Consider the following 16,133-nt stretch of genomic DNA (forward strand, 5'->3'; position numbering starts at 1 on the left):
CTCGCCGCCTAAGAACAGTTGAAGGATCGTCCCGCCATGCCGCCTTCCCTGCCCTTCGCCATATGCCGCCTCGCCCCCGGCGACATGGCGCTCATGGACGCCCTGCTGATCGTTTTCGGCGAGGCCTTCGATGACGCTGAAACCTACGGCGCGGCCCGCCCCGGCCGCGCCTATCTGGAGCGCCTGCTGGGCGGCGACCAGTTCATCGCGCTGGCGGCGGTGAAGGGCGGCGCGGTCGTCGGCGGGCTCGCGGCCTATGAGCTCCATAAGTTCGAGCGGGAGCGCAGCGAGATCTACATCTACGACCTGGCCGTGGCCGAACCGCACCGCCGGCAGGGCGTCGCAACGGCGCTGATCGAGGAGTTGAAAAACATCGCGGCGGCGCGCGGCGCCTACGTCATCTTCGTCCAGGCCGATCACGGCGACGACCCCGCAATCGCGCTCTACACCAAGCTGGGAACGCGCGAGGACGTCCTGCATTTCGACATCGCGGTGGAGTGAGGGCGTACCCTGTCTTAGGTACGACCTGTCATCCATGTCTCCGGGCCGGACAATACCGAAGTGGCGGAGGGGAAGGGATTCGAACCCTCGATACGCTTTTGACGTATACCCGCTTTCCAGGCGAGCGCCTTCAACCACTCGGCCACCCCTCCGCAGGCGCGGGAAAATAGCGGCGGTGGCGCGTTGTGGCAAGGATGCTCTGGCGGTTACGCATCCGATCGGCGATTTAGCGGTTTCACAAAGCCGTGGGATGCCGCGGGCCTTGCTTGTCGCGGCGGCGGCGGGGCCGTAGATTCCCGCTATTCTTTACCGGCGGGGGGGATCGATGGCGGTGCGCGCGGTGGGCTGGGCCCTTGTGGTGCTGGGGCTGTTGATCCTGGGGCGGGATGTCTGGCGCTGGGCCGACGGGTCGCCCTTCCGGCTCATCACCGGCGGGGAGCTGTGGTTCCTGCTGGATTCGTCCAGCCTCAACCTGACCCAGGAGGTCATCCAGCGCTATCTGCCGCCCCAGCTATGGGATCCCGCGATCGTCACCATGCTGCTGTGGCCAGCCGCCCTGACGATCGCCGCGCCGGGACTCCTGCTTATCCTGCTGGGGCGGCGGCGGATGGGGTGACGAGGGCGGAGATTTCCGCTGCCGCATCCATCATCAGCGACAGATCCTGCTCCCGCGACAGGCGATGGTCGCCATCCTTGACGAGGGTGAGGCGGGCATCGGCGCATTCCCACGCCTCCAGCAGCCGGCGGCTCTGGACCCACGGAACGTCCGGGTCGGCAAGGCCGTGGACGAGGCGCAGCGGGATCGCCAGGGGAATGGGCGCGCGCAGCACAAGCCTCTCCCGCCCGTCCTCGATCAGCCGGCTTGTGATCGGGTAGGGCTCGGTATCGTAGACGGAAGGCCGGCGGAGCACGCCAGCGCGCGCAAGTTCGGCCTTCTGTCCGGCTGTCAGCCGGTCATGGATCAGGTCCTCGGTGAAGTCCGGCGCGGAGGCGATTCCGACCAGCCCGGCGATCCTCTTCGGGCGGGCGATGGCGGCCAGAACGGCGATCCAGGCACCCATGGAGGAGCCGACCAGGATCAGCGGGCCGCTCGTCGCGCCGTCTATCATCGCGAGCGCGTCGGAGACCCAGTCGCCGACCGTCGCCTCCTCGAACCGGCCGCCGGAGGCGCCGTGCCCGCGATAGTCGAAGCGGAGGAAGGGCTGGCCGCGGGCGGCGCAGAACGCCTCCAGCGCCGTCGCCTTGACCCCCGTCATGTCCGACCGGAAACCGCCGAGAAACACGAGTCCCGGCAGCGTCGAGCCACTGGCCGGCAGGGAAGCGTAGGCAAGGCTGGTTCCATCCGGGGCCGCTAGGCTATGGTGCGCCGCCTTCATCATTCCGAAATGTCCCTCATCGCCCAAAGCATGTCGCAGAGCCCAGACCCTACACCGCCGCGCCCGTCGGACAAGCCGTCCGGGGCGGATGGCCAGACCGATGGTTACGCCGGCGGCCCCGTCATCCTTCAGGTGCTGCCTTCGCTCGTGTCCGGCGGGGTGGAGCGCGGGACGGTCGACATGGCCGCCGCCATCGTGGAGGCCGGCGGCCGGGCGATCGTCGCCTCCTCCGGCGGGCCGATGGTGCGGGAGCTGGCGAGGGCGGGCGCGGAGCATGTGGCCCTGCCGCTGGCCAGCAAGAATCCCTGGCGCATCCGGAAGAATGCCGACCTGCTGATCGCGCTGATGCGGCGGGAGGGGGTCGACCTTGTCCATGCGCGGAGCCGCGCCCCGGCCTGGAGCGCCTGGCGCGCCTGCCGGCGGACCGGCACGCCCTTCGTCACCACCGTCCATGCCCATTACGCGATCAACCTGCCGGGCAAGCGACGCTACAACAGCGTCATGACACGCGGCGACCGGGTGATCGCGATCTCCAACTACATCGCCGGCTACATCCAGGAGAACTACAAGGTCGATCCTTCGATCATCCGGACCATCCCGCGCGGGATCGACGTGCGGCGGCTGGATCCGGCGGCGGTGACGGCGGAGCGGGTGATCAAGATGGCGCGGGACTGGCGGCTGCCGGACGGCGTGCCGGTGATCGCCGTGCCGGCGCGGCTGACGCGCCTGAAGGGTCATCTGGTGATCCTGGACGCGCTGGCGCGGCTGCGCATCGGCGAAGTGCGCTGCCTGTTCATCGGCTCCGACCAGGGGCGGAAGCGCTATCGGGAGGAGCTGGAGGCGCGGATCAGGAAGCTGGGGCTGGAGAGTTCCGTCCACATCACCGACCATTGCGACGACATGGCGTCGGCCTACAAGCTGGCCGACGTGGTGGTCAGCGCGACGACGGAGCCGGAGGGCTTCGGCCGCGTGATCGTGGAGGCCCAGGCGATGGGCCGGCCGGTGATCGCGACCGCGATCGGCGCGCCGCAGGAGACGGTGATTCCCGGCCAGACCGGCTGGCTGGTGCCGCCCGGAAACCCCGACGCGCTGGCGGCGGCGCTGGAGGAGGCGCTGACCCTGTCGCCGGACCAGCGCCAGGCGCTGGCCGACCGCACGATCGCCCATGTCCGCGCCAACTACAGCCGGGATCGGATGTGCGACGCCACGCTGGATGTCTATGAGGAACTGCTGATCGGCCATCAGGCCTCCGCCCACGCTGAGCCCCATGCCGCCCTCCATTCTTGATGACCCGCATAGCGCGCGGCGGCGGCGGAACCGGCGGGCGCGGCGTCAGCGGGTTCTGGACTATCCGCTCCAGGCGTTGGGGGTGGCGCTCTTCTACTGGCTGTTCCGGGCCTTGCCGATCGATACCGCCTCGGCCTGGGGCGGGCGCATCCTGCGGACAATAGGGCCGTGGCTGGGCGCCAGCCGGACCGCCCGACGGAACATAGCCGCGACCTTCCCCGACATGCCGAAGCCGGAGATCCACCGGATCGTGCGAGGCATGTGGGACAATCTGGGCCGGGTGCTGGCCGAATACACCCATCTGGACCGGCTGCTCGGCGACCCGGAAGGCCGGATCGAGATCGTCGGGCTGGAGCATGTGCGGGACCGCGCGCAGAGAGGCGAAGGCTGCGTCATGGCGATCGCCCATCTGGGCAATTGGGAGGTGTCCGCGGTGGCGGCCGCGATGGAGGGGCTGCCGATCTGGTCGTTCTACCGGCCGCTCAACAACCCGCATGTCGATCGCTGGCTGCTGAGGCTGCGGGAGAAGCTGGGCAACCGGATGCTGGCCAAGCGCATGGAAGGCGGGGCCAGCCGCCGGGCGCTGGGCATCGTGCGGGGCGGCGGCGTGCTGGGGCTGCTGGTCGACCAGCATTTCAGCGGCGGGATCGACGTGCCGTTCCTCGGCCGCCCGTCCCTGACTTCGCCGGCGGCGGTGGAGTTCGCCCGCCATCTCGGCTGCGCCCTGCTGCCGATCCGGGTGGAGCGGCTGGACGGCGCGCGCTTCCGCGTCACGGTGGCGCCGCCCCTGGACATCCCCGCCAGCACGGACCGGAAGGAAGCGGTGCGGGAGGGCACTCGCCGGCTGAACGACACCATCGGCGAATGGATCCGCGAACGCCCCGAACAATGGCTGTGGCTGCATAAACGCTGGAAGGGGTGAAGGCGAATAACCACCCTCACCCCCAACCCCCTCTCCCGCAAGCAGGAGAGGGGGCTAAATGACTCCCTCCCCTGCAAAGCGGGGGAGGGTCGGGGTGGGGGTGCGGTTTGGCGTTATATGTCCCACCTTCGTCCGCACGATGCCTTTTGTCCAGATACCATTGGCGTAGACTCTGGGTAGTTCCTATTTCCGATGGAGATGAAAATGTCCGGTTCCGATACTGCCCTGCTGCTCATCGATGCCCAGGAATCCTTCCGGCACCGTCCCTACTGGGATGAGAAGGACGTGCCAGCCTTCCTCGATCGGGCACAGGCGCTGATCGACGGGGCGAAGGCGCGGGGCGTTCCGGTGGTCCAGATATTCCATGTCGAGGATGAAGGCGCGTTTTCGCTGGGATCCGGCAATGTCGTCACGCTGGCGCCGCTGGCAATCGAGCCGGATGCGGTCTTCCGCAAGCGCCGGCACAGCGCGCTCGTCGGCAGCGGACTGGATGTGTGGCTGACGGAGAACGGCATCCGCCGCGTCATCGTCGCCGGCATCCGGACGGAGCAGTGCTGTGAGACGACGACCCGTCACGCCTCCGACCTTGGCTATGAGGTCGATTATGTGGGCGAGGCGACGCTGACCTTCGCGATGACCGACGCCGCCGGCCGGACATGGTCCGCGGATGAGATCAGAGCGCGGACGGAGCTGGTTCTGGCCGGCCGCTTCGCCCGGATCGCGACCGTGGACGAGGCGCTGCGTGGCCGTCCGGAGGTCCTGGCCGCATGATTACCGGGGCGCAGCGCTGCGTGCCTGTCTTCGTGGTGCTGCCGCCCCGGACCCTGCTGCTGGACGTGGCCGGGCCGATCGAAGTGTTGCGGAAGGCGAATCTGGAGCAGTCGGCGGTCCGGTTCGACGTCCGTTATGTCGGCCCGTCCGCGACAATCTCCAGTTCGGTCGGCCTGAGCCTCGCCGGAATAGAGCCCTTGCCGGAGCGGTTGTCGGACGACGCTTTCGTCATTCTTTCCGGCAACGCCTCGACCGTTCTGGGCGAGGTTGCGGCCTCCCAAAAGGAAGATGCGGCGGCGGAGGACAGGATCGTCGACTGGCTGAAGGTGGCGATCCGTCCCGGCCACCGGCTGATCTCCATCTGCTCCGGCGCGCTGCTGGCCGGGCGGGCGGGGCTGCTGGACGGCTATGCCTGCACCACGCACCATAGCTGCTGCGCCGACCTGGCGGCGCTGGCGCCGCGCGCGACGGTGATGGAGAACCGGCTGCATGTGGAGGACCGGGACCGGCTGAGCAGCGCGGGAGTCACGGCGGGCATCGATCTTATGCTGCATATAGTGGCGCGGATGGTGGGACCAGCCTGCGCGGTCGCGGTCGCCCGCTACCTCGTCGTCTATATGCGCCGGGGTGGGGCCGATCCCCAGCTTTCACCCTGGCTGGAAGGCCGCAACCACATCCATCCGGTGGTGCATCGCGCGCAGGATGCGGTGGCGGCGGAGCCGGCGCGCGCCTGGAGCCTTGAGGATCTCGCGAGGGAGGCGGGGGCAAGTCCGCGCCATCTCTCCCGCCTGTTCAACGAACATGCGGCGATGAGCGTGACCGACTACGTCAACCGGATGCGGGTCGCGCTGGCGGGCGAGCTTCTGGGGGCGACGAGGCTGGATATGGAGAATGTCGCCGAGCGGGCGGGCTTCGGATCGGCCCGGCAGTTCAGGCGCGCCTGGAAGCGGTTCCACGACCTGCCGCCCCGCCTGGCCCGGCGGTCGGTTATGCAAGCGCCGCCGTAGCGCGCCCTTCTTCAGTTCCTCCTCCTAGCCCCAAGCCTGTCGAAGGGCCGGCGCCTGCATGGTCCAACAGGCTCACCTATCTCCCATTTGGTCATTCCCAACTTGATAGGGAATCCATGGGCCACCGCCGCGTTATCGGCGGTGAAGAACCGGCGCGGTCCCGCCAGCCATCGACACCGTATGGATGCTGGATCAAGTCCAGAATGACATTGTTTTTATTGGTCATTCCCGACTCCGATCGGGAATCCAGCGGCCCTGCCCTATCGGCCTTCCCCACACAAAGAGAATGCCTCCGTCGGCAAGGCGCCTGGATGCCGGATCGTCGTCCGGCATGACGTCAAGAAGTTAGCCTCTGAGCCTGTCGAAGGGTGTAGCGCCCTCATGGTTCGACAGGCTCACCATGAGGGAGTGCGGCGGGGACCTTCCCGCCGCCCCACCTGGCCCGCTGCGGATCAGACCCAGGGGCAGTTGGTGGTGCCCGACCCGTAGGCCCGGCCTTCGGCGAAGCGGCTGAAGGCGAAGGGTTTCAGCTCCTCCACCTCATGGCCGCGCGCCAGATGGCGGGCGACCAGCTTGCCGACGCCGGTCATCTTGAAGCCGTGGTTGGAGTCTGCGATCATGTAGACGTTGTCGGCGATCCAGTCGAAGATCGGCACATTGTCCGGGGTGAAGGCCCCGATGCCGCCGTTCGGCCGCTCCCGGAAGTTCGATCGCTGGCCCTTGAACCGGCCCATCAGATAGCCCATCGCGGAGGGCATGTAGTCCGCGAACCAGGGATCGGCCTGATATTCGGGATTGTCGTGGCCATAGGGCTCGACCGACGCCTCGGGTCCGATGCGGATCGGCATCGTCCCGCCCTGGAGGCCCGGCCGGTCCATCCGCTCGTTCCCGTTCTTCCAGTAGATATACATGTTGTCGCTGATCTCCCGCCCCGTCCGCTCGTCGATGACCGGGGTGTTCATCAGTTCCACATGCAGGACCGGCGGGTTGTAGCCCTCCCGCGTGACGTAGGGCTCGTCGAAATAGAGCTCGCCCTCCAGCAGCCGCCAATAGGTCCACATATCCTTGCCATCGATCCTGGAGCCGTCGCGGTAGCCGACATCCAGCGTCGATGCGCCGCCCAGCATCTCCCAATGCTTCGGGGTCCATGCGCCGAGAGCGAGGATGACGGCGTCGCACCGGATCGTCCCGTGGTCGGTCCTGACGGCGGAAACAGCGCCGTTCGTCCGGTCGTAGCCCTCTACCTCGACGCCGCTGAAGATGCGCACGCCATGCTGTTCGCACTTGCCGGCCAGGCCGCGGATCGCCTGCCGCGTGCCGGCATAGCCGGACAGCTTCTCATGCAGCACGACCTCGATCTTGTCGGTGTTGAAGTCGGGCCAGATGTTCTTCAGGAAATCCTTGGCGTCCTTGCCGTGGCGGACCTCCGACGGATAGCCGACGCCGTTCTGGCTCTTGACCATCCGCTCGTAATCTTCCGCCTGATTGGCCTCCCCGGCGGAGATGTAGCCGACCTGCTGGAAGCCGAAGGCGACCGGGTCATACATCCAGACATCGACCGAATGGCGCAGGATCGCGTGCAGGGGTTCGGTCATATAGAGGTTGCGGACGCAGCCGCAGGCGATGCCGGACGCGCCGGCGCCGGGGCCGGACTTGTCGATGACGATCACGTCCGCGCCGGAGCCAGCGCCCTTGGCCTCCAGCTCCATCGCCAGATGCCATGCGGTGGACAGGCCGTGGATGCCGGCGCCGACCACGACGTATTTCACGCCGTCGGGAAGGGTAGTGCTCATGATCGTCTGCGTCTCCCTGATGTGAACTCCCATTGCCGGAAAGTCTATCGGGGCGCGCGCGGCGATCCGCCTTGGGCGCGACAGGCGGTGTTCTGGACCCGCCGCTTCAGAACCGGCCTTCACGCGTGAGGCGGGCATACCAGCCGAAACTGTCCTTGGGCGTCCGCTTCTGTGTCGCGTAGTCGACATGGACCAGGCCGAAGCGCTTCGTATAGCCCTCCGCCCATTCGAAATTGTCCATCAGCGACCAGACGAAATAGCTGCGCACGTCGCAGCCGGCCTCGATCGCCTGGCCGAGCGCCGAAAGATATTCCTCCAGGAAGGCGATGCGGGCAGGGTCGCTGATCCTGCCGTCGGCGTCCACGATGTCGTCGAAGGCGGCCCCATTCTCCGTCACATGGACGGGCGGGTTGCCGTAATCCTCCTTCAGCCTCATCAGCGTCTCGCGGAAGCCGCCGCCGTCGATGCGCCAGCCCATGGCTGTGGTCGGCCGATCGTCCGGCGGCGCGACCATGCCGACGCCCAACGGCTGATCCGGGTCCTGCCGGGCATAGGCGCGGCTGTAATGGTTGAGGCCGATGAAGTCGACCTTCTGGCGGATGCGCTCCATATCGTCTTCCTGGACGAAGGGCTGGAAGCGCCCGGCCACGATCTCCGGATAGCGGCCATGGATCAGCGGGTCGATCACGCTGCCGTTCCAGAAGGCGTCGACCAGGTCGGCGGCGTCGGCCGCGCCAATGCTGTCGTCGGCGGGATCGACGGGCATGAGGTTGAGCGCCGATCCCAGCCGCCAGCGGCTGCTTTCGCCGCGCATGGCGCGGATGGCCTCCCCCTGGGCGAGGTTCATATGGTGCGTCGCCGCCAGGAAGGCGCGGGCGTCGGCGATGCCGGGCGCGTGGATCCCGGTGGCGTGTCCTCGCCAGGCGGCGACCGATATCTCGTTCATCAGGATGAAATCCTGCACGCGGTCACCCAGCCTTTCCGCCGCAGCGCAGGCATAGTCGACGAAGCGGGGGATCGTGTCCCGGTTCGTCCAGCCTCCCCGCGCCTGAAGCTCCTGCGGCAAATCCCAATAATAGAGCGTAGCGAAGGGCGTGATCCCGGCCTCGCACAGCCCGTCGACCAGACGGTCGTAGAAATCCAGCCCCTGGCGGTTGAGCGGCCCCTTGCCTGCCGGGAACAGGCGGGGCCACGCGATGGAGAAGCGATAGGCGCCGACGCCCAGATCGCCCATCAGCGCGATGTCCTCGGCATAGCGGCGGTAATGGTCGCAGGCAACCTCCCCGCTGGAGCCATCCCTGATCCGTCCCGGCTGCCGGCAGAACCGGTCCCAGATATTCTCGCCGCGTCCACCCTCATGGACGGCGCCTTCTATCTGATAGGCGGCGGTGGCAGCGCCCCAGACGAAACCTGATGGAAAAACGGGCATGGGTCCAATCTTGGCGTTCGCTAGATTTCCCGGGCGTCCGGCCGATCGGCCAGGACGGCGTCACGCCACCCATCGTAGCGGCCGGACGGGACCAGCGCGACGATCGATCCGCCGAAGCCGCCTCCGGTCAGCCTGGCGCCAATCGCGCCGTGACGCTTCGCCGAGTCCGCCAGCGCGTCGATTTCGGGGATGGAGACCTGATAGTCGTCCCTCTGGGACCGGTGGCTCTCGTCCATTAGACGGCCGAAGGTTCCGGCGTCGCAGGCCTTGAGCGCCGCTACTCCGTCCAGCACCCGCCGGTTCTCCGTCACCACATGACGGGCCCGGCGGCCCAGCGGCTCCTCCAGCCGTTCCAGCCTCTCCAGATCGCCGGTATCGAGATCGCGAAGGCTGCCGATTCCCAGCGCCGCGCAAGCCGCCTCGCATTCCCGGCGACGAGTGTTGTAGTCGCCGGCGGTGAGCTGGTGGGCCTTGCCGCAATGGATGATTGCGAGGCGGAAGCTTTCCGGCAGCGGGACGGTCTCGGTCGCCATCGTGCGGGTGTCGAGGAAGAGGGCCTTGCCCCTCTGCCCCAGCGACGCCGCCATCTGATCCATGATCCCGCACTGCATCCCGACATAGGCGTTCTCCGCCTTCTGGCCCAGCCGCGCCAGCTCCACATCGTCGAGAGGGAGGTCGAGCAGCCGGCGCGCCGCGCGCAGCACCGCCACTTCAAGCGCGGCGGAGGAGGATATGCCGGCCCCCATCGGCACGTCGGAGGAGATCGCGAGGCTGACGGCCGGGACGGCATAACCCGCCTCGCCAAGCGCCCGGAAGCAGCCGACGACATAATCCATCCAGTCGCCCTGTGGCGGATCGCCGAGGGATCGCCGCTTCGTCTCCCCGAACGGAGCGGCGTGCGCCTCGATGATTCCGTCGGGCGCGCCTTTCATCCGGCCGATGGTGGCCGCCGTCTCGTAGGCGAGCGGCGTCGGCAGGACGAAGCCGTCATTATAGTCGGTATGCTCGCCCAGCAGGTTGGCCCGCGCCGGGGCTCGCCCTTCGGCTTCGGCCGGCGCACCGAAGACGCCTTCGTAGAGGCTCGTCATGTCGCCTCGCGCAGTTGGGCCGCCGTATCCTCCGGCAGCGCATCCACCAGGAAGGTCCCGGCCGCTTGCTCGACCCCGGCCAGGTATTTCATCTTCTCCGCCGTTCGCAGCGGCGGATAGAACTGGGCGTGGAAATGGAACGTCGCCTCCTCCCCCTTGGGCGCGGCTTGGAGCGACAGGATATAGGGAAAGGGGCGGCCGAACAGCCGGTCGTAGCGGCGCACGACATCGCCCATCAGCGCGGCGAAATCCTTCGTCTCGTCATCCTCGAACGTCCAGGGGCCGGGCTGCGGCCGGCGCGGCGCCACCCAGACTTCATAGGGGAAGCGGGCGAAGGGCGGGACGAAGGCCGTCATCGTCCCGTTCTCCGCGACGACGTAGCGGTCGCCCATCCGGTCGATCAGCCGCGCCAGCTCCGGCCCCTCCCGGAAAGTCGCGGCGGCGTCCCGCTGCACCGGCGGAACGAAGGGGAAGGCGTAGATCTGGCCGTGGGGGTGGTGCAGCGTCACCCCCACCGCTTCGCCCCTGTTCTCGAACGGCAGCACGCATTGAACGTCGTCGCGGGCCAGCAGCTCCCGGTAACGGTCGGCCCAGGCATGGACCAGCAGTTCCCGCCGCTCCGGCGTCAGCAGGCCGAGATTGCCTTCATGGGCGGCGGAATAGACCACGACCTCGCATTGGCCGGCGGCGCGGGCCGTCGGCACGAGCAGTCCGGGAGGCGGTTCCGGAGCGTCCGGATGGAAGGCGGGAAACCGGTTCTCGAACACCGCCACTTCGAAATTCTCGAACGGGATCTCGCTGGCGAAGCCGCCGGGCCGGGTGGGGCAGAGCGGGCAGTATTCGGCAAGCGGCAGGAAGGTCCGGTCCTGCCGGTGCGCGGCATAGGCGACCCATTCGCGGCGGAAGGGATGCCAGCGCAGATGCGGGGTCGGGCCGGGAACGGGATCGATCTCGGCAATGAGGGGCAGCCTGTGCTCCGCCCATCCGTAGAGATGAAGCCGCCGCCCGTCCGGCTTCACATGGGTGCGCTTCGTGGGGATGCGGCTTTCGGACCCCGTCATGCTATCCCCGGCCTGCCCCCGGGATCGGGATCGTTGCGGACGCCAAGCATGAACGGGAACACTTTCGGATGCGGTCAGAACCTGCCGTCAACTCACCCGGTTTGCGAAAGTTTGTCAAGATTTGTGGTTTGTTTCGCTTGGCGCGTAGCCTCACGCCACGGCGATCTCCAGCCCGGCGCGGCGGAGGGCGCGGAGTTGTTCGGAGGTCGCGCCCTCGTCGGTGATCAGGAGGTCGGCGGCCTCCAGCGGCGCCACGCGGGCGGTGGCGACGCGCATCAGCTTGGCGTGGTCGGCCAGGAAGACGCATCGGCTGGCGGCCTCGATCATCGCGTGCTTCACTTCCGCCTCCGCCAGATTGGTGTTGGTGAAGCCTTTCTCCGAATCGACGCCATTGCAGCCGATGAAGGCGAGGTCGGCGTTGATCTCCTTCAGAAGCAGGGCGGCGAAGGGCGCGACAAGGCTGTGCTGCATGGTCCGGAGCGTACCGCCCGTGACCACGACGGTGACGCCGGAATGGTTCTCCAGCGCCAGCGCGATGTTGAGCGCATTGGTCACCACCACAACGTCCTGAAGGTCGCGGGACAGGCTCTTGGCGAGTTCCGTCGTGGTCGAGCCGACATCGAGGATGACCGTTTCCCCGCTCCGCACCATTGAGGCCCCCAACCGGGCGATCCGCTTCTTCTCGTCGGCATGGTCCTGGATCGTCATCTCCAGCGGCAGCTCGAACCGCCGGGGGCGCGCCGGGACCGCGCCGCCGCGCGTCCGGCTCAGAACCTGCTGCTCCTCCAGATAATCCAGGTCGGCGCGGATGGTGACGGCGGAGACCTGGAGCTTTTCCGCCAGATCGGCGACATGGACGTTGCCGTCGCGATGGAGGAAATCGACGATCGACTGATGGCGCAGGGTCGCTTGCAGGGAGGGCATCGGGGTTCCAGGACTTTCGTATCCTTGCCTTTATCAAGGCATCACAAATATACGAAAAGTCTATCCCGGAACGCCGCCCGGTGGAAGGGCCGCCCTTCCTTACGCTTCGGAAGGCCGGGAAGCGGCGTCCGGCCGGGGCGCGAGACCCGCATAGATCAGGAACGCCCCGGTCGACATCACGCCCAGCGGGATCGCGACGGAAAGGGCCGTGCCGTCATAGATCAGGTTGGCGAGCAGGCTGCCCGCGAACGCGCAGCTCATGACGATCGCGCCCAGCAGCGACGCCAGCGCGCCGACCAGCGCACCGTCGGCCGACAGGGCCATGGTCATCATCGGTGGCACGGAGAGCCCGATGCCGAAGGCGAAGATTGCGAAGGGCGCGATGACCGCCCAGGCCGTCTCGATTCCGGCCAGCCCGAGCGCGGCCATCGCGCCGCCACCCAGGAAGACGGCGATCAGCCCGCCCCGGATCAGCAGCAGCGAGCCGCTTCTCCCCACGATGCGGCTGGTGGTCATCAGGCCGGCGAAATAGCAGGCGACGGTGGAGCCTTGAGCGAACGCGAACTGGCGCGGCGTCAGCCCCCGCTCCTCGATCAGCAGGAACGATCCGGAGGTCAGATAGACCATCAGCCCGCCGAAGATCATTCCGGCCGGCAGCACATAGGCCATGAAGCGCCGCATCCGCAGAATCTGCGCATAGGTCGCCAGAATCGGCCCGATCCTCAGCGCGTCGCGGTTGAGCCGCCGGTTGCTCTCCGGCAGCACGAGGAAGAGCGCGGCCAGCGTGGCCGAAGCCAGGATCGCGACGGAGAAGAAGTTCCATCGCCAGCCCAGCAGGGCCAGGATCTCCGCCCCGATGATCGGCCCCAGCGCCGGCGCCAGGCTTTCCACCATCGATATCTGCGCGGTGACGCGGACGACGGTCGCGTCGTCGTAAAGCTCCCGGATCAGCGCCTTGGAGGTCACGAACAGGCTCGCGATCGCCACCCCTTGCGCCAGGCGCGCCAGGATCAGCGTCTCGATCGACCGCGCCGTTCCGCACAAGAGGGTCGCCGCCAGGAAGGCGACGCCACCCCACAGCAGCACGGGCCGGCGGCCGAACCTGTCCGACAGCGGCCCGTAGATGAGCTGCGCGCCGGCGAACCCGCCCATATAGATCGTCAGCGTCCATTGGACCTGGGCGTCGGTCGTATCGAAAACCCTCGCCAGCAGCGGCATGCTGGGCAAATAGAGATCCGTCACCACCATCGCGCTGATGCCGTAGGCGACAAGCAGTAACGGCAGATAGCGCGGCGGCGCTGTGCGGGGGGACGACATGACAGGCTCTGAAGAGGGGCGGAAAGTTCTGCCGCCTCCATACCATCCATGCAATACATCCGCAATCGGAAGGTTGTAACCTTTCCATGAAAGCGCCATCTTGCGGCCGATGACCGTAGACCCTGAAATCCTGACCTTCGGCTGCCGCCTCAACATCCATGAGAGCGAGGTGATGCGCGGCCATGCCCGGACCGCCGGGCTTGCCGACACGATCATCGTCAACACCTGCGCGGTGACGGCGGAGGCGGAGCGGCAGGCCCGCCAGGCGATCAGGCGCGCCCGCCGCCGGCGTCCCGATGCGCGGATCGTGGTGACCGGATGCGCCGCCCAGATCGATCCCGGCAGTTTCGCGGCGATGCCGGAGGTGTCGGTCGTGCTGGGCAATGACGCGAAGCTGAAGCCGGAAAGCTGGCGCGGTCTGGATGAGCCGGACGGCGAACGCGTCCGGGTCAACGACATCGCCTCGGTGACGGAGACGGCAGGCCATCTGCTGCCGGGGTTCGAAGCCAATTCCCGAGGGTTCGTCCAGGTCCAGAATGGCTGCGATCACCGCTGCACCTTCTGCGTCATCCCGTTCGGCCGCGGGCCCTCCCGTTCCGTCCCGGTGGGTGAGATCGCGGCGCAGGTCCGCGCGCTGGTCGAGGCCGGATACAAGGAAATCGTGCTGTCCGGCGTCGACGTCACCTCCTATGGCGGCGATCTGCCGGGGCGGCCGGGCCTGGGCCAGATGATCCGGCGGCTGCTGGCGCTGACGCCGGATTTGCCGCGGCTGAGGCTCTCCTCCCTCGATTGCGTGGAGATCGATGACGATCTCTGGCGGCTGATCGCGGAGGAGGAGAGGCTGATGCCGCACCTCCACCTCTCCCTCCAGGCCGGCGACGACATGATCCTGAAGCGCATGAAGCGCCGCCATTCCCGCGCCGACGCCGTGGCGCTGACGGAGCGGGCGCGGGCGCTTCGCCCGGACATCGTGTTCGGCGCGGATTTGATCGCGGGCTTTCCGACGGAGACCGATGCGATGTTCGAGAACACGCTGGCGGCGGTGGAGGAATGCGGCCTCACCTGGCTGCATGTCTTCCCCTATTCGGAACGGCCGGGCACGCCCGCCGCCCGGATGCCGGCAGTGCCCCCGCCGGTCCGCAAGGAACGGGCCGCCAGGCTGCGCGCGGCGGGGGAAGCGCGAGCGACCGCCTTCCTGCGGTCCCAGGCGGGCCGGACGGTCGAGGTGCTGATGGAACGCAACGGCGCGGGCCGCACTCCCCATTTCGCCCTGGTAAGTCCGGCCGACCCACCGCCCGCGGGAACGCTGGCGAAGGTGTTCGTCACGGGGGCTGAGGACGGATATCTGACGAGTCGATAGCGGAAAATGCTACACAATTGCTCTGCGAATGGAGGGGCGCTATGGCTGAACCCGTCACTCTGAGGGACGCTAAGATGCCCGTGCAGGACGGTGATGAGCTGACGGACGAACAGAAAGTCGTTCGGGAGCGGGTAAGGCATCGGATGGCCGAAGGCTGGCCGATCGGAGGACGGACGCCGACCAGGAATGAAATATACGCTGAACGGATTGACCGTTGCCGGTGAAAATCTCCGATTCGGCAGCTTGACGCATCGATGACATTCGCGGCCGGCGGCATGGCGGCTCTTCCGGGGGTGGGGCAAGGCCGTGTATAGAGACGCGGCATGATGGATAGAGAAATCGGAATCGAGAATTCCGCCACGACCATCCCGGAGAAGAAGGGATGGTTCGCGAAGCTGAAGGCCGGCCTCACCCGGTCCTCGGCCAAACTGACCGACGGCATCACCGGCATCTTCACCCGGCGCAAGCTGGATGACGAGGCGCTGGAGGAGCTGGAGGAGCTGCTGATCACGGCCGATCTGGGCCCGTCGACGGCGGCGAAGCTGACGGCGGAGCTGGCGCGGACACGGTTCGGCAAGGATGTCAGCCCGGAGGAGGTGCGCACGGCGCTGGCCGACCATGCCGCGCGCATCCTCGGCCCCGTCGCCCTGCCGCTGACGCCCGATCCCGCCGCCAGGCCCTTCACCATCCTGATGGTGGGGGTGAACGGCACCGGCAAGACGACGACGATCGGCAAGCTGGCCCGCCAATGGCGGGACCAGGGGAAATCGGTGATGATGGCCGCCGGCGACACCTTCCGCGCCGCCGCCGTCCAGCAGTTGAAGGTCTGGGGCGACCGGTCGGGGGTCCCGGTGATCTCCCGCGAGACCGGCGCGGACGCGGCGGGGCTGGCCTTCGACGCCTACGCCCAGGCGAAACGGGATGGAACGGACATCCTGCTGATCGATACGGCCGGCCGGCTTCAGAACAAGGCCGACCTGATGGCCGAACTTCAGAAGATCATCCGCGTCCTGAGGAAGCAGGACGCCGCCGCGCCCCATGCCGTGCTTCTGGTGCTGGATGCGACGACGGGCCAGAACGCCCACGCCCAGGTCGAGGTCTTTCGCGATATGGTCAGCGTCACGGGCCTGATCGTCACCAAGCTGGACGGCTCCGCCCGGGGCGGGGTGCTGGTCGCGCTGGCGGAGAAGTTCGCCCTGCCGGTCCATGCGATCGGCGTCGGCGAAGGCATAGACGATCTGCGGCCGTTCGAGGCGGTGCCCTTCGCGCGCTCCCTCATGGGCCTGGAGAATTAGAC

The 16,133-nt window shown here is 67.6% G+C and carries 15 protein-coding genes and 1 tRNA gene; 8 read left to right on the plus strand and 8 right to left on the minus strand.

The window, feature by feature from the left end; all coding sequences use genetic code 11:
• The first annotated feature begins 36 nt into the window (after window positions 1-36).
• Window positions 37-501 carry an AAC(3)-I family aminoglycoside N-acetyltransferase gene (locus tag AAFN89_RS05240; RefSeq protein ID WP_347536625.1) on the plus strand — a complete coding sequence of 155 codons (465 nt, stop codon included), beginning with the start codon at window positions 37-39 and terminating at the stop codon, window positions 499-501.
• Window positions 502-562: 61 nt separating this feature from the next.
• Here the strand turns inward: AAFN89_RS05240 and AAFN89_RS05245 are convergent.
• Window positions 563-653: transfer RNA gene (locus tag AAFN89_RS05245), tRNA-Ser, on the minus strand.
• 173 nt (window positions 654-826) lie between these two features.
• On the opposite strand from AAFN89_RS05245, the gene AAFN89_RS05250 reads away from it, so the two are divergent.
• The gene (locus AAFN89_RS05250; protein WP_347536627.1) at window positions 827-1,117 is read left to right on the plus strand and encodes a hypothetical protein; all 291 of its coding nucleotides are present in this window, start codon (window positions 827-829) and stop codon (window positions 1,115-1,117) included.
• Here the strand turns inward: AAFN89_RS05250 and AAFN89_RS05255 are convergent.
• On the minus strand, window positions 1,086-1,880 hold the full coding sequence (locus AAFN89_RS05255; protein WP_347536629.1) for an alpha/beta hydrolase: 795 nt from the start codon (window positions 1,878-1,880) through the stop codon (window positions 1,086-1,088). The genes AAFN89_RS05250 and AAFN89_RS05255 overlap by 32 nt on opposite strands.
• Window positions 1,881-1,907: 27 nt before the next feature.
• On the opposite strand from AAFN89_RS05255, the gene AAFN89_RS05260 reads away from it, so the two are divergent.
• From AAFN89_RS05260 to AAFN89_RS05275, 4 genes are all read left to right on the plus strand, one after another.
• Window positions 1,908-3,164 (plus strand): glycosyltransferase family 4 protein, encoded by a 1,257-nt coding sequence (locus tag AAFN89_RS05260; RefSeq protein ID WP_347536631.1) that lies wholly within the window; start codon window positions 1,908-1,910, stop codon window positions 3,162-3,164.
• Window positions 3,145-4,086 (plus strand): lauroyl acyltransferase, encoded by a 942-nt coding sequence (locus tag AAFN89_RS05265; protein ID WP_347536633.1) that lies wholly within the window; start codon window positions 3,145-3,147, stop codon window positions 4,084-4,086. The genes AAFN89_RS05260 and AAFN89_RS05265 overlap by 20 nt, the downstream gene beginning before the upstream one ends.
• Before the next feature lie 204 nt (window positions 4,087-4,290).
• Window positions 4,291-4,857, plus strand: a complete 567-nt coding sequence (locus AAFN89_RS05270) for a cysteine hydrolase family protein (RefSeq protein WP_347536635.1) — start codon at window positions 4,291-4,293, stop codon at window positions 4,855-4,857.
• Window positions 4,854-5,864, plus strand: a complete 1,011-nt coding sequence (locus AAFN89_RS05275; protein ID WP_347536637.1) for a helix-turn-helix domain-containing protein — start codon at window positions 4,854-4,856, stop codon at window positions 5,862-5,864. The genes AAFN89_RS05270 and AAFN89_RS05275 overlap by 4 nt, the downstream gene beginning before the upstream one ends.
• 452 nt (window positions 5,865-6,316) lie before the next feature.
• On the opposite strand, the gene AAFN89_RS05280 is transcribed toward AAFN89_RS05275, so the two are convergent.
• The 6 genes from AAFN89_RS05280 to AAFN89_RS05305 all read right to left on the minus strand — a co-directional run bounded on the left by AAFN89_RS05280 (window position 6,317) and on the right by AAFN89_RS05305 (window position 13,476).
• The gene (locus tag AAFN89_RS05280) at window positions 6,317-7,657 is read right to left on the minus strand and encodes an FAD-binding oxidoreductase (RefSeq protein WP_347536639.1); all 1,341 of its coding nucleotides are present in this window, start codon (window positions 7,655-7,657) and stop codon (window positions 6,317-6,319) included.
• A 106-nt stretch (window positions 7,658-7,763) separates the two neighbouring features.
• Window positions 7,764-9,086 (minus strand): GH1 family beta-glucosidase, encoded by a 1,323-nt coding sequence (locus AAFN89_RS05285; protein ID WP_347536641.1) that lies wholly within the window; start codon window positions 9,084-9,086, stop codon window positions 7,764-7,766.
• A 20-nt stretch (window positions 9,087-9,106) separates the two neighbouring features.
• A complete protein-coding gene (gene galK / locus AAFN89_RS05290) occupies window positions 9,107-10,174 on the minus strand; it encodes a galactokinase (protein WP_347536643.1) in 1,068 nt (355 codons plus the stop codon).
• Window positions 10,171-11,235: a galactose-1-phosphate uridylyltransferase gene (gene galT / locus AAFN89_RS05295; protein ID WP_347536645.1), complete on the minus strand. Its 1,065-nt coding sequence runs from the start codon at window positions 11,233-11,235 to the stop codon at window positions 10,171-10,173. The genes galK and galT overlap by 4 nt, the downstream gene beginning before the upstream one ends.
• A gap of 150 nt (window positions 11,236-11,385) precedes the next feature.
• Window positions 11,386-12,159, minus strand: coding sequence for a DeoR/GlpR family DNA-binding transcription regulator (locus AAFN89_RS05300; RefSeq protein WP_347536647.1), 774 nt, complete (start codon window positions 12,157-12,159; stop codon window positions 11,386-11,388).
• A gap of 99 nt (window positions 12,160-12,258) precedes the next feature.
• On the minus strand, window positions 12,259-13,476 hold the full coding sequence (locus AAFN89_RS05305; protein ID WP_347536650.1) for a multidrug effflux MFS transporter: 1,218 nt from the start codon (window positions 13,474-13,476) through the stop codon (window positions 12,259-12,261).
• A 109-nt stretch (window positions 13,477-13,585) separates the two neighbouring features.
• Between AAFN89_RS05305 and mtaB the strand changes: the two genes are divergently transcribed.
• Both mtaB and ftsY read left to right on the plus strand, forming a co-directional pair.
• Window positions 13,586-14,836, plus strand: a complete 1,251-nt coding sequence (mtaB, locus tag AAFN89_RS05310) for a tRNA (N(6)-L-threonylcarbamoyladenosine(37)-C(2))-methylthiotransferase MtaB (RefSeq protein WP_347536652.1) — start codon at window positions 13,586-13,588, stop codon at window positions 14,834-14,836.
• A 323-nt stretch (window positions 14,837-15,159) separates the two neighbouring features.
• Window positions 15,160-16,131 carry a signal recognition particle-docking protein FtsY gene (ftsY, locus tag AAFN89_RS05315; RefSeq protein ID WP_347536654.1) on the plus strand — a complete coding sequence of 324 codons (972 nt, stop codon included), beginning with the start codon at window positions 15,160-15,162 and terminating at the stop codon, window positions 16,129-16,131.
• The last annotated feature ends 2 nt before the right edge of the window (window positions 16,132-16,133 follow it).

The organism is Inquilinus sp. CAU 1745 (assembly GCF_039839375.1).
In the GTDB taxonomy this organism is placed as follows: Bacteria; Pseudomonadota; Alphaproteobacteria; order DSM-16000; family Inquilinaceae; genus JBDOQU01.